Annotated in this window: 9 protein-coding genes; 4 read left to right on the top strand and 5 right to left on the bottom strand. The window is 50.8% G+C overall.

The features are described 5' to 3' along the window. On the bottom strand, nt 1-779 hold a 779-nt coding region (gene galE, locus AC6R1O_RS18365), incomplete at its 3' end, for a UDP-glucose 4-epimerase GalE (RefSeq protein ID WP_500657587.1). A gap of 421 nt (nt 780-1,200) precedes the next feature. On the opposite strand from galE, the gene AC6R1O_RS18360 reads away from it, so the two are divergent. Then, nucleotides 1,201-2,535, top strand: coding sequence for an MATE family efflux transporter (locus AC6R1O_RS18360; protein ID WP_500657586.1), 1,335 nt, complete (start codon nt 1,201-1,203; stop codon nt 2,533-2,535). A 78-nt stretch (nt 2,536-2,613) separates the two neighbouring features. Here AC6R1O_RS18360 and AC6R1O_RS18355 read toward each other — a convergent pair whose 3' ends face one another. The 4 genes from AC6R1O_RS18355 to AC6R1O_RS18340 all read right to left on the bottom strand — a co-directional run bounded on the left by AC6R1O_RS18355 (nt 2,614) and on the right by AC6R1O_RS18340 (nt 9,015). Beyond that, nucleotides 2,614-5,748, bottom strand: a complete 3,135-nt coding sequence (locus tag AC6R1O_RS18355; RefSeq protein ID WP_500657585.1) for a beta-galactosidase — start codon at nt 5,746-5,748, stop codon at nt 2,614-2,616. A gap of 135 nt (nt 5,749-5,883) precedes the next feature. After that, nucleotides 5,884-7,110 (bottom strand): ABC transporter substrate-binding protein, encoded by a 1,227-nt coding sequence (locus AC6R1O_RS18350; protein ID WP_487901734.1) that lies wholly within the window; start codon nt 7,108-7,110, stop codon nt 5,884-5,886. A gap of 133 nt (nt 7,111-7,243) precedes the next feature. After that, the gene (locus tag AC6R1O_RS18345) at nt 7,244-8,095 is read right to left on the bottom strand and encodes a carbohydrate ABC transporter permease (protein ID WP_334551427.1); all 852 of its coding nucleotides are present in this window, start codon (nt 8,093-8,095) and stop codon (nt 7,244-7,246) included. Further along, entirely contained in the window at nt 8,095-9,015 is a 921-nt protein-coding gene (locus AC6R1O_RS18340) for a carbohydrate ABC transporter permease (protein WP_487901735.1), read from the bottom strand. The genes AC6R1O_RS18345 and AC6R1O_RS18340 overlap by 1 nt, the downstream gene beginning before the upstream one ends. Nucleotides 9,016-9,359: 344 nt before the next feature. Here AC6R1O_RS18340 and AC6R1O_RS18335 point away from each other — a divergent pair, with 344 nt between their 5' ends. The 3 genes from AC6R1O_RS18335 to AC6R1O_RS18325 all read left to right on the top strand — a co-directional run. Further along, nucleotides 9,360-10,442 carry an ABC transporter ATP-binding protein gene (locus tag AC6R1O_RS18335; RefSeq protein ID WP_500631708.1) on the top strand — a complete coding sequence of 361 codons (1,083 nt, stop codon included), beginning with the start codon at nt 9,360-9,362 and terminating at the stop codon, nt 10,440-10,442. A gap of 232 nt (nt 10,443-10,674) precedes the next feature. Then, entirely contained in the window at nt 10,675-11,823 is a 1,149-nt protein-coding gene (gene chrA, locus AC6R1O_RS18330; protein WP_500633028.1) for a chromate efflux transporter, read from the top strand. Nucleotides 11,824-12,062: 239 nt separating this feature from the next. Continuing rightward, nucleotides 12,063-12,691, top strand: a 629-nt coding sequence (locus AC6R1O_RS18325) for an AMP-binding protein (RefSeq protein WP_500657584.1), incomplete at its 3' end; no start/stop codon positions are given.

The raw sequence follows: 12,691 nt of genomic DNA, 5'->3' as shown, positions 1-12,691 counted from the left end.
TTAAAAATGTGCAACCCAGCGCGCGCGCCTACCGACTTCAACGCTGCGATGTGCCCATCCGCTAAATCCATCACATGAATGTAGTCACGCACTCCGGTGCCATCGGGTGTTGGGTAGTCACTGCCAAAGACCGACAATTTCTCTCGCCGCCCCACCGCAACTTGAGCGATAAAAGGCATCAAATTATTTGGAATGCCTTGTGGGTCCTCTCCCATTGAGCCTGATGGATGGGCGCCGACCGGATTGAAATAGCGCAGCAAGGTAATGCTCCAATCGTTTTCCGCCGCAAAGAGATCCGATAAGCACTGCTCGACCATGTACTTACTGCGACCGTATGGGTTGGTCGTCGCGCCTGTCGGTGACTCTTCGGTGATCGGAACGCTAGCCGGGTCGCCATACACAGTCGCGGAAGAGCTAAACACTAAGCTTTTCACGCCCGCTTTACGCATGCAGCGCGCCAACACCAAGGAGCCATTCACGTTGTTGTCATAGTATTCGAGTGGCTTGGCTACCGACTCCCCGACCGCTTTCAATCCGGCAAAATGAATCACGGCGGCAATGTCATGCTGAGCAAAAACACCATCGAGAAACGCCTCATCGCGCACATCACCTTGATGAAAAATCGGCTTCACCTTGGTGAGCGCTTCAATACGGTTCAACACTTCTTGATTGGCATTGCAGAGGTTGTCGATAATCACAGGCTCCATGCCTGCTTCGATCATCTGTACACATGTATGGCTACCGATGTAACCCATTCCACCCGTTACTAATACTTTCACTGTTTGCCTCGCTCTGGTTCGCAATCGCTCAGAAATGACTCTGCTTGCTCAAAAGTCTAGCAATCATTTGCGCCTAGTTTCCGTGATCAATTTCTCATTGTGTAAACGTTTCCACAAATTACTCACCGATAATGGATTTGACTGCTATCCGACCCTTTTCTTTAGCCCATCAGAAAGAGGGCATAAGGCTAAGGAAGCCAAAGCCATCAATATCTCTATTAAGGTCACAATCCCTAACTAAACTTTGTGAAACGTTTTCACAGAAGCGAAAAATTATGGACATTTTCTCATCAAGTAAGAATCATAACGAAGAAACTGATTTGCATATCCAGCCCAGCACCGGACAATTTGCGACTTTGCCTTTGCCAGCCCTACCGCACCTTGCAAACTCGCCAACGGGGCACCACAGTTAGGACCACCCATGCCAAATACGATAGATAAACGCATGAAGATCGTCGCGCTCACATGGCCGCTATTTGTCGAGATCTTGCTGCGAACAGCGCTCAATACCAGCGATGTCTTCATGCTCAGTGGTTTCTCTGATAAAGCCGTTTCGGCGGTGGGCGTCATCTCTCAACTCTCGTTCTTTTTGATCATCGTCTCGTCGATGGTCAGCAGCGGCACGGGTATTTTGATTGCGCAATACAATGGTTCAGGCCGTGTACAAGATTCCGCCCATGTTAGCGTCGCCAGTATTTTTCTTTCTACCCTCGTCGGTATCTGCCTGAGTGGACTGTCTATCTGGGGCGCTTACGCGTTTCTGCCGCTCTATGGATTAGAAGCTCAGGTCGAACAGTACGCCCAAGAGTACCTGCTGATCAGCGGCGCGATGACTTTTAACGTCACCCTCGGCATCGTGCTGACCACTATTTTGCGCAGTAACGGCTTTTCCCGCTCTCCGATGGTGGTCAACTTGGTGTGCGGCGTGCTCAATATCATCGGTAACTACATCGCCCTTTATCAGCCTTTTGGCTTGCCGGTCTATGGGGTGCAAGGGGTGGCGATTGCCACTGTCGTCAGTCAGGTGCTCAGCACCGTGATCCTCTGGGCGGCGGTTAAACGCTCTGGCATCGAGATACCTTTTGCCGAGTACCGAGCCATCCCTCGCGTTATCTACTCACGCATCATCAAAATTGGTGCCATGAATGCCGGAGAAGTGCTCTCTTACAACATGGCGCAAATCTGCATCACCTTTTTTATCGTCCAGATGGGTACTGCCTCATTGGCCGCCTTCACCTACGCACAGAACATCGCTCGCCTCTCCTTTGCCTTTGCGCTTGCCCTCGGGCAAGGCAGTCAGATTCAAGCGGGCTACTACATAGGCCGCGGTTGGATTGACTCGATTTTGTCTCTAGTGCAAAAGTATTTTGTGGTTGGCTTTTGCGTCTCGACGCTGTTGACGGTCATCGTCTACTTGCTGAGCGATCCCATCATCGCGCTCTTTACTACAGAGCCGGAGATCGCCGCCCTAACCGCGACCTTGATTGCCGGTTCGATCGTGCTCGAAGCAGGGCGAGTCTTTAACCTCATCTTTATCTCGGCGCTCAAAGCGGCTGGCGATATCAAATTCCCAGTCAAAATGGGCATCATCAGTATGTGGGGATTCGGGGTCGGTATGAGCTATGTGTTTGGCGTCTACTGGGGCTATGGCGTGCTCGGTGCCTGGATGGCGATTGCACTCGACGAGTGGTGTCGCGGCATCATCATGGCAAGGCGCTGGCGCTCAAAAGTGTGGACACGCTACACCCTTCAGTGATCGACCATTTGTCATCAGTAACCAGACCGTCGTTAAACAACAGGGATAGCGCTCGCTATCCCTATTCATATTTATCCCCTACACCTCGTCAGCTTGAGCGTTGCTCAACGACAGTGTCACCTGATAGCGATAGCGTTTATCACTCAGAAGATAAGCCTGATGCACGCTAGGCGTCCACGAATCGTCACCGCCCACGCCCATATGCGCACCATCAATTCGCACGTAACAGGTGTCCCCTTTGGTTAACTCGTGCGTATGTTTGGCACTGGCTAAGTTGCGCAAACTGTAGCGACTGACGGCAAAATGAAATTGCCCCTCGATGAGCAACTCACCTACTTTGGCCTGCGTGACATCACAGCGCAAGCCGTTATCGCTTGGGAAAATGTACGGCGTGTGCATCGCATCCAGCGATTGTTGATAGCGTCCAATGTGCGCAGAGGCTAATCGGTCCGGATAGTTCTCATGTGGGCCGCGGCCCAGCCAAGAGACCTGTTCTATAGACTCGTGATGCTCGCCATCGTACAACGCCACCTCTAAACCGATACGCGGCAGTGGGGGTAGATGCTGAGCAAGCGTCACATCGACATCCAAACTCACACAGCCATCACTGGCCACCGTATAGCGCCACGTCGAGCGAATCAGCGCCTTACCTTGATGGGAATAACGCTGCTGACTCACCACCACAACTCCTTGCTCAGCTTGATACCATTCAAACTGCTCAAGCTCTCGGGTCAATGAATCGAGCCCTATCGACTGCCAACGCGCAAACCAAGAATTGGGGTCGAGCTTGTTGGCTTCACTGGTGCCAATATCATTATCAAGTGGAGCCCGGTAGAAGTTATCGATGATCGGTGCGGTCAGCTTTTCGCTGTCGTTGACTTTCCAACTGCCGATCGCGCCTATTGATTTGTCAAACTCGAGCGCAAAATCATCACTGTAGACCAGCAAGGCTTTTGCGCTGTCAGAGGTATTGATAGCGCCAACAGGCTTGATGTTCGGGCTCGGTAGCGCCGTTTCAACTGAGAGTTCCAGTTGCTCGATGGCGGTCACATGGCCGGCGCTTGCCCAAGCGGTCTCTTGACGAAGGCGCACCTCTAGGTTGAGGTAATACGGGGCGCAGCGACCACTGCTGATGGGCTGCTCGCTCAAGGTTACGCTTTGCGTCGATTTTGCCGCCAAATTGAGATCAAGCTGACCACGGTGCAGCACCTCTCCTTCACAAGTGACACTCCAATCAAGTATCTCGTTGTCACTGGTGCTAAACAGGTACTCACTCTCTACCTCGATCACTAGTGGCTGAGTCGATAGCAGGCGGAACTGGTAAAACTGCTGCGCTTTTTTGACTTCCTGCAGGGTGGGATGCGCGCTTCTATCCGGGAATAGCAGACCATTAATGCAAAACTGACGATCATTAATTTCATCACCAAAATCCCCGCCATAAGCCCAATACGTTTGGCCATCCGGCGCTATCTTAGTTAGACCTTGATCGACCCAATCCCAAATGAATCCCCCTTGCAAGCGCGGGTTATCTCGAAACGCTTGCCAGTAGTGGGTAAAGCTGCCGAGGCTGTTACCCATCGCATGAGCGTATTCACATAAAATCAGGGGGCGCGTCTCATCAGGCAGTGCAATGGATTTACGAATCCCGACACGCGGCGTGACCTGTGGTTGATGCTTCACGACTGGCAGATCCCAATCGACCCGTGCGTACATCGGACATAGGATGTCGGTCGCGGCGGTCATCGCGCCGCCGCCTTCATATTGGACAGGTCGAGAAGGGTCACGCTGTTTGACCCATTGATACATCGCATGATGGTTATTCCCGATCCCCGACTCGTTGCCAAGCGACCAAATGATGACACACGCATGGTTCTTATCGCGCTCCACCAGCCGAGTGATACGGCGCAGGTAGGCCGGTAGCCATTCACTGTCGTCGGACAAGCGGCACATCGGAAACTGGCCGTGGGTTTCAAGGTTGGCTTCATCCACCACATAGAGACCATACTCATCGCAAAGTTGATACCACAGAGGATGGTTTGGATAATGCGCGGTACGTACCGCATTGAAATTGTTCTGCTTGAGCAGTTGGACGTCGCGGAGCATATCTTCTCTTGCCATCACATGACCAAGCTCTGGATGATGCTCATGACGATTGACGCCGCGGATGAGCACCGCTTCGCCATTCACTTTCAGCTGACCGTGCTCAATACGTACCTCACGAAAACCGACCGAATACGCCTCACAATCTATCACCGTGTCATACTCATCAAGCAAGCTGACAACGGCCCGATACAAGTAAGGGCGCTCTGCGCTCCACAGTATCGGCGTTTGAACGTCAAGGGCATGTTGCGCTTTATCGCTCCACGGCCCTTTTTCATCGACAAACTGTAATCCGGCCGTGCTGACTTGCTCTGCGACCAGCTGCTTTTTGTCATCAAACAGACGCACACGTACGCGATTGGCGACCTCTTTTTGCGATAAAGTGGTCGTCACACCAAGCGTGGCCTGGTGAAACCCTAGCGCCAACTCAGTGCGAATCTCCACATCTTGAATGTGCAGTCGCGGTTTTCGGGTTAAGGTGACATCACGGAAAATGCCGCTTAGCCACCACATATCTTGATCTTCCAAGTAGGAACCGTCGCACCAACGCATCACCATGACCGTCAACTGGTTGCGTCCCTCCTGAAGATAAGGCGTTAAATCAAATTCGGCGGGCAAACGGGCATCTTGCGAATAACCGACCCACACACCATTGCACCACAGGTGAAAGGCACTGTTGACGCCATCAAAGGTGATCCACGTTAACTCATTGGGCTGTGGCGACACCTCAAACGTGGTGCGATAAACGCCGGTCGGATTGTGCTTAGGTACGATTGGCGGCGTGTCCGCAAACGGATATTTCACATTGGTGTAAATTGGCCGATCGTCAACCTGCGGCTGTAACTGCCAGTTGGATGGCACCGTGATTGGCGACCAAGCGCTGTCATCAAAACTTTTCTCAATACACGCTTCTGGCACCTCACTCGGCGCCGAGAACAGCATAAACTGCCATTGACCATTCAAGCACATTTGCTGGGCAGACCCTCTCCCTTGCAAGGCATCGTCTTCGTTTTGGTAAGCATGGAAAGGGGCATGTGCGGGCAGAACATGATGGTGGGTGACGTGATGATTTTCCCACTCTCGCGCTGCCAGAATATCGGCAAAAGTTCTCATAACAACACTCTTAATCTCAGTGATAAAAAAGAGCGCACTGACTCGAGAGGCCACGAGTGGAGCAGTGCGCTCAGTCGGCTGACTATGGCAGGTCTATGTACAGGGGAATAGACTCGCCGTCAGCGTATCAAAACCTTATTTGAAGGTGCGTTTGCTGACCTTATCCAGTTTTTGCAAAATGTCGTCGATGCGATCAGGGTGAACCATGAACTCTTGGAAACCCTTCATCCCTTCTTTCGCCATTGCAGGATCGGTATCTCGGTCATAGAACTGCGCCGTACCTTCCGCGTTCGCCAGCATTTCCACCCCTTTGTCTAGGAACGGATCCGCTTTCGCTTTCGCTTTGTTGTTAGTTGGGATCTGCAACAACATCTCGTTGATCAATTGCTGGTTTTCCGCACGAGCGACAAACTGAAGGAACTTACGTGCGTCTTCTTTGTTTTTCGCTTTTGATGGGATGTGAATCGTATCCATCGGCGCGTCTTCCGCCATCGGAACCGAAGGGTCGATCACCGGGAATTGGAAGAAGCCCATTTTGCCATCCAACTCTTTCGGGAAGTTAGGGGTAATGAAGTTACCCATCAGATACATCGCCGCCTGACCGTTGTAGAGGAACGGCTGCGCCTCTTGCCAAGAGTAAGACGCATGGTTTTCTAGGAAATAACCAGGCTCCACCAACTGTGCCCAGTTCGCGAAGGTTTTCTTCACTCGCTCATCGGTGTAAGGCACTTTGCCGTCCATCAACTGGATATGGAAATCGAGGCCGTTGGTACGTAAGTTGATGTAATCAAACCAACCCGCCGCCGTCCAAAGATATTTAGTACCGATGGTGAACGGTGCCACGCCATTCTCTTTCAATGTCGCCGAGGCTTTAAGTAGATCGTCCCACGTTTTTGGCTCAGCAATACCGTACTGCTCAAAGATGTCTTGGCGGTAGTAGATACCCCATTGGTAATAAGTGTAAGGCACACCGTATTGCTTGCCGTTGACCGTCATCGCGGGCGCCGAAGCGGTGAAGTCTTGCTTCATGTTGTTGTCTGTCCAGATGTCACTCACATCTTCAAACAGGCCACGATCAACGAAGGTTTTCATACGGTTACCCGCATACCAGAACACCACATCCGGCGGCGAAGTGACCAACCAGTTGCGGATGGTCGTTTTGTACGCTTCATGATCGTAGAGGTTATATTTGACTGTGACATCCGGGTACTCTTGCTCAAATCGCTTGATGATTTCAGCCCACGCCTCTTTAGGTGCAGGGTCTGAGGCGTCAGAGTTGATCACCAAAGTGCCTGCCCATGCGGATGTCGAAAGAGTTGCACCGAGTATTGCGGTAGCAGCAAGGTGTTTCACGTATTTCATATTCAGGTCCTTGTTATTGAGCCTAAGGCTCTTGGTCCAATTTATTGTTTTGTTGCTGTGTAGAGTCTGTTACTGCATAGACCTGCTGGTGAGCCAAATGGGGGTTTCGCCCACCAGCAATTTGTTGATCCTATTATCCTTTGGTCGCACCTAGGGTTAAGCCGGCGATGAAATGACGCTGCATGGTAAAAAACAGCACCACAGGTGGAATCGCCGCAACGATCGCGCCTGCCGACATCAGCTGCCAAGACGCCAGCCACTGACCTTGCAGTGAGCTAAGCCCCGCAGTAACCGGACGGACTTCATCACTTTGCACTAAGACCAATGCCCAGAAGAAGTCGTTCCAGATGAAGGTGAAAACCAGCACCGCCAACGCCGCTAATGCTGGGCGAACCAAGGGCAATACTACGTGCCAGAAGATCTTCCATTCGGTGACCCCTTCCACGCGCGCGGCTTCAATCAAGGCATCCGGAATACCGACGATGAAATTGCGCATAAACAAGGTACAAAATCCGGCTTGAAACGCGATATGGAAGAAAATAAGCGCCCAATGGGTGTCGTAGAGACCAAAGCTGATGGTCAAATCGCGCACTGGGATCATCAGGATCTGGAAGGGTACAAAGTTACCCGCGATGAACATCGCGAAGATCCAGATGTTCGCCTTGAAGTTGTACTTCGCCAAAGCAAAGCCCGCCAACGTTGACAGCGCCACCGCCCCGGCAACCGCAGGCAAAGTGATCATCAAACTGTTGATCAGGTATTGGCCCATTGCGGTTGAGGTAAAGACTTGAGTGTAGTTTTCGAGAAACTGGATTTCGCTTGGCCAGCCCCAGTAATTACCAGTGTTGATGTCTTCTATCGAGCGAATCGAGGTCATCATCACCGCAATCAATGGCAGTAACCACATCACGATCGACAGTGGCAACGCGACGCGATAGCTGATATTGACAAAACGGCCAGATTTTTGAATCGGTTGTGGGTACATTATTTTTCACTCCTCAACATACGCCATAAGAAGTACGCGATATACACATCCATGATGAGGAACAACACAACGGAAACTGCCGCGCCATAACCCATTCGGTAGTTAAAAATGGACTCTTCATACATCTGGTAAGCCAATACCGTCGAGCTGCCCCACGGGCCACCGGCTGTCATGGTGGCAACCAAGTCAAATGAGCGCAGCGCACCAATCACGGTGACCACAATCGCAATGAAGGTCGCAGGGCGAAGCTGCGGCAACACCACGTACCACAACATGCGCCACTTTTTCGCACCGTCAAGACGCGCCGCTTCAAGCTGCTCTGGGTCCAAGTTGTTCAACCCCGTGAGGTACAAAATCATGCAGTAAGAAATCTGCGGCCACAGACCGGCGGCAATGATGCCGTAGGTGACGTAATCTTCGTTGGCCAAAATAGAAACCGGCTCGAAACCGAGACCACCCAACACAATATTGAACAAGCCAAACGACGGGTCATAGAACCAAGCAAACACCAAACCGACGACCACTTGCGAAATAACAAAGGGGAAGAAGAACAGCGATTTAACAACACGAATCCCTCTCACCTGTTGGTTAAGAAAGAGCGCGATCGCTAAACCAATCGGCGGGGCGAGCATAAAGAACACTAGCCAAAGGAAGTTGTTTTTCAATGAGGTGTAAAACGCATCGGAATCAAACAACTCACGATAGTTGTCTAGGCCGACCCATGTTTTTTCACCTAGCCCATCCCATTCAAAGAAACTGAGCCAAATACTGTCTAGAATCGGATAGATAACATAAACGGCAAAAATCGCCATCGCAGGCGCTAAAAACAGCCAAGGGGAGAGCTTGGCACTCACCCGAGATTTACGTCTGGCTGAGGGGAGACGATTTTCTGGGTATATCGTTTTCACAGATTGCTCCATTTTGTGTGACTCCTTGTCACATCTCGTCGTTTCTGTTCGTTAAAGTTTCACTTATATAAAGTAGACAAAAAGAAACCAAAAGATGAAGTTTTATCGCATCTACGAATACATATTAGCCATCCACTTTATTTTATATAGGGAGAGAAATTGATTTTGTAAACGTTTCCACAAAATTCACCTATTTTCCTCCAAAAACCATGACAAGGATCAACTATTGCCATTGAGCAACTAACAAAAATCGCGGAAAAGCGTATGTTTTAGACAGAAACAAAAAACAACTCACGTTAAACGAGCGCATTCGCTCATAAAACGAAATTTTTAAGCCATATGGGCAAGGAGTATTTATGGCTGACATCAGCTTAAAGAAAGTCATCAAGCGTTTCGGTGACGTTCAAACCATCCATGGTGTGGATCTTGAGATCGACAATGGAGAGTTTGTGGTTTTTGTTGGACCATCCGGTTGTGGTAAATCGACCCTGCTTCGTCTTGTGGCTGGTTTAGAAGAGATCACCGAAGGCGAAATCAGTATCGACAACCACATCGTCAATGACGTTGATCCTGCCGAGCGAGGCGTGGCGATGGTATTCCAATCTTACGCCCTCTACCCTCATATGACTGTTGAAGAGAATATGGGCTTTGGCCTGAAAATGAACGGTCACCCTAAAGAGTACATCGACAAGCAAGTGAACGGCGCGGCGAAAACGCTACAGCTTGATCACTTGTTGCAGCGTAAACCAAAAGAGCTCTCTGGCGGTCAGCGTCAGCGTGTCGCTATTGGCCGCGCCATTGTACGTAACCCCAAAGTGTTCCTTTTTGATGAGCCCCTCTCCAACCTCGATGCAGAACTGCGCGTCGACATGCGTCTGCAAATCGCCAAGCTGCATCAAGATCTGCAAAACACCATGATCTACGTAACGCACGATCAAGTCGAAGCCATGACGCTCGCCGATAAAATCGTCGTCCTGCGCGATGGTCGTGTTGAGCAGGTGGGCTCGCCGCTAGAGCTCTACCACAAACCGCAAAACGAATTTGTTGCTGGCTTCATCGGCTCACCGAAAATGAACTTCATTCCAACCCAAGTCGAGCAAGCCAATAGCTCTGGCCTGACCTTGGTAAGTCAAGACGGCAAGGTATTCCATCTGCCCGCGGTGCAGCGCGCACTGCACGCTGGCGATAAAGTCACTCTCGGTATTCGTCCTGAACATTTAGAGATCAACAATGACAACCCAGTGCAGATTGAGTTCCAAAGTGAAGTAGTCGAACGGTTGGGCAACAGCACCTACATGTTTGGTCAATCTTGTGGCGTTGATGGGTTCAAAGTACACCTACCTGGCGATCAAGAGGTCACTAAATTCCAAACTATGGCGCTAAGCTGCAAACAGAGCGATTGTCACCTATTCGATGGCCAAGGCATTCGCATAGAGTAAGGCGTTTTAACTCCTCACGTTGAACAGGTCAGCCCTTTGGCTGGCCTTGTTTGTTATCCCCTCTCTTTGTCACTCGTATTCACTCACCCAATTTGTTACTGAGCTTTTCAGTGCCAATCTTTGTCATAAAAGTGACATATTCCATTGAGACCATGACGCCCTTACTGACAAGGCCAACCTTCCTCTCTCTATAATGCCTTGTTTTTCAATCACACTAAGGATGCGTTGAGCAATGCTAGCGATTTTCAAAACCTTCTTTTGGCTAGGCTGGATTAGCTTTGGTGGCCCTGCCGCCCATATCGGTTATTTTCGTCATACCTTTGTAAAAAAACGCCGATGGCTCAGTGATGAGGAATACGCGCAAATCGTCGCGCTCAGTCAGTTTCTACCCGGCCCAGGTTCAAGCCAAGTCGGCTTCGCGTTAGGCTACAAAAAAGGCGGATTGCTTGGTGCCCTTGCCGCCTTTATCGGCTTTACCACCCCCTCTATCGTGATCATGTTGGCGCTCGCATTGGTCAGCAGCCAAGTCACCGATGCCACGTTGTTTCAACATATCGTCCACGGACTGAAGTTACTGGCAGTGGTTGTGGTCGCCGATGCCACCTTAGGGATGTACAAGAACTTCTGCCAAACTCGCCTAAGCGTCAGCCTCTGCGTGGCGACTGCGATCGCACTGCTCGTTATGCCGAGCATTGTCACCCAAGTGATGGTTTTGTTGCTGGCCGCTGCGATTGGCGTAAAGTTCTTAGGCCGCGAAACGTCAACGCCGCCGAGTGCCTTTACTCCAAGCCTATGGCCTCTCGCATTTTTTGCTGTGCTGTTCATGGGTTTACCCTTAGTCGCAGCACGTTCTGATGCATTGCAGCTATTTAATGACTTTTTCCAAGCGGGTAGTTTGGTTTTTGGTGGCGGTCATGTGGTTCTGCCACTGCTGCAAGAGTTGGTCGGTGATAGGCTGTCACAAGATCTCTTCCTCACCGGGTACGCCGCCGCACAAGCCGTCCCGGGTCCGATGTTCACGTTTGCCACTTACATCGGCTACGCCTTACTGCCGAACGCGCCGATTTTTGGGGCTCTACTGGCCACCCTCGCGGTCTTCTTACCCGGGTTTCTGCTGCTCTTAGGCGTACTGAAAAACTGGCAATCGTTGGCGCAAAGGCCCGCCGTGTCAGGCGCGTTGCAAGGCGTGAATGCCGCCGTGGTGGGATTATTGTTGGCGGCCTTGTATCAACCTGTGTTTAGTAGCGCGGTTTTATCTTCGGTGGATCTGGCGCTCGTCGTGCTCGGTATTTACTTGATGAAACAATACAAACTACCGATTGTATGGATGGTGGTGCTCTTTATGCTTTTAGGCGCGGTGGTCGGCCACCTGACCCTCTAGTCGTTCTCACAGGGTTTGCGAGCGTGCAAAGCGCTCGCAAATGTATCGCTACATACAACACAATGCCAGACGGCTCACATCTACACCGTTCGCTTCACCTTGAAATCCTCTGTTTCATCACATCTTACCAGTTTGCCCCCTAGGATTCGCTTCACTCACTTTTCATTTACATGCTAAAGTTAACAAGCTGTTAACAATAAAAATAATGTACCCATTTGCCAATAACACGGAGTTAGAGAATGATTCAGCCTAACGAGTTACGCAAACCGTCCTGTGCTCTCCCCCCACCGAACGAGATGATTTTGAAATGGGCAGAGGAACGCCCTAATCAGGTCTATCTAAAACAGATCATCAACCGCCAGTTTGTCGAATACACTTACGCCGAGGTTGCAGACAAAGCGCTCAGATTAGTCTCAGCACTGCAAGCGCTAGGTCTTAAACCACGTGACAAAGTCGCACTGGTATCGAAAAACTGCGCCGAGTGGTTCATTTGTGACTTGGCGATGATGTTGGGCGATTTTGTCAGCGTGCCCATCTTCCCGACCGCCGGTGCTGACACGATTGAATACTGTGTGACCCATAGTGAAAGTAAAGCTCTGATTGGCGGCAAACTCGATGATGCTGGCGCCACTCAGGAAGTAATTGATGGTCAAGCAGGCTTGATCACTATCGCGCTGCCCTATGACACTGCGCCAAAGTGCCAACATCAGTTCAACGACTTAATGGCGCAGCATGCTCCAACGGATTTTCGTGCCGAGCACTGCGATGATAAGTTAATGTCGCTGGTGTATACATCAGGGACATCGGGTCTACCGAAAGGGGCAATGTTGACTTATGGCGCATTCAGTTGGTCTGCGCAGCAGTTGAT

Source organism: Vibrio sp. R11-SG3-ISO3-SZ (assembly GCF_059834345.1).
The sequence above is the reverse complement of the archived record's forward strand: the minus strand, read 5'-3'. Positions and strand labels throughout refer to the sequence as shown.

What these genes read in the sequence shown, in the direction of transcription:
- AC6R1O_RS18350 (WP_487901734.1), bottom strand. Translation starts at nt 7,110, where the DNA reads ATGAAATACGTGAAACACCTTGCTGCTACCGCAATACTCGGTGCAACT.
- AC6R1O_RS18355 (WP_500657585.1), bottom strand. Translation starts at nt 5,748, where the DNA reads ATGAGAACTTTTGCCGATATTCTGGCAGCGCGAGAGTGGGAAAATCAT.
- chrA (WP_500633028.1), top strand. Translation starts at nt 10,675, where the DNA reads ATGCTAGCGATTTTCAAAACCTTCTTTTGGCTAGGCTGGATTAGCTTT.
- AC6R1O_RS18360 (WP_500657586.1), top strand. Translation starts at nt 1,201, where the DNA reads ATGCCAAATACGATAGATAAACGCATGAAGATCGTCGCGCTCACATGG.
- AC6R1O_RS18340 (WP_487901735.1), bottom strand. Translation starts at nt 9,015, where the DNA reads ATGGAGCAATCTGTGAAAACGATATACCCAGAAAATCGTCTCCCCTCA.
- AC6R1O_RS18335 (WP_500631708.1), top strand. Translation starts at nt 9,360, where the DNA reads ATGGCTGACATCAGCTTAAAGAAAGTCATCAAGCGTTTCGGTGACGTT.
- AC6R1O_RS18345 (WP_334551427.1), bottom strand. Translation starts at nt 8,095, where the DNA reads ATGTACCCACAACCGATTCAAAAATCTGGCCGTTTTGTCAATATCAGC.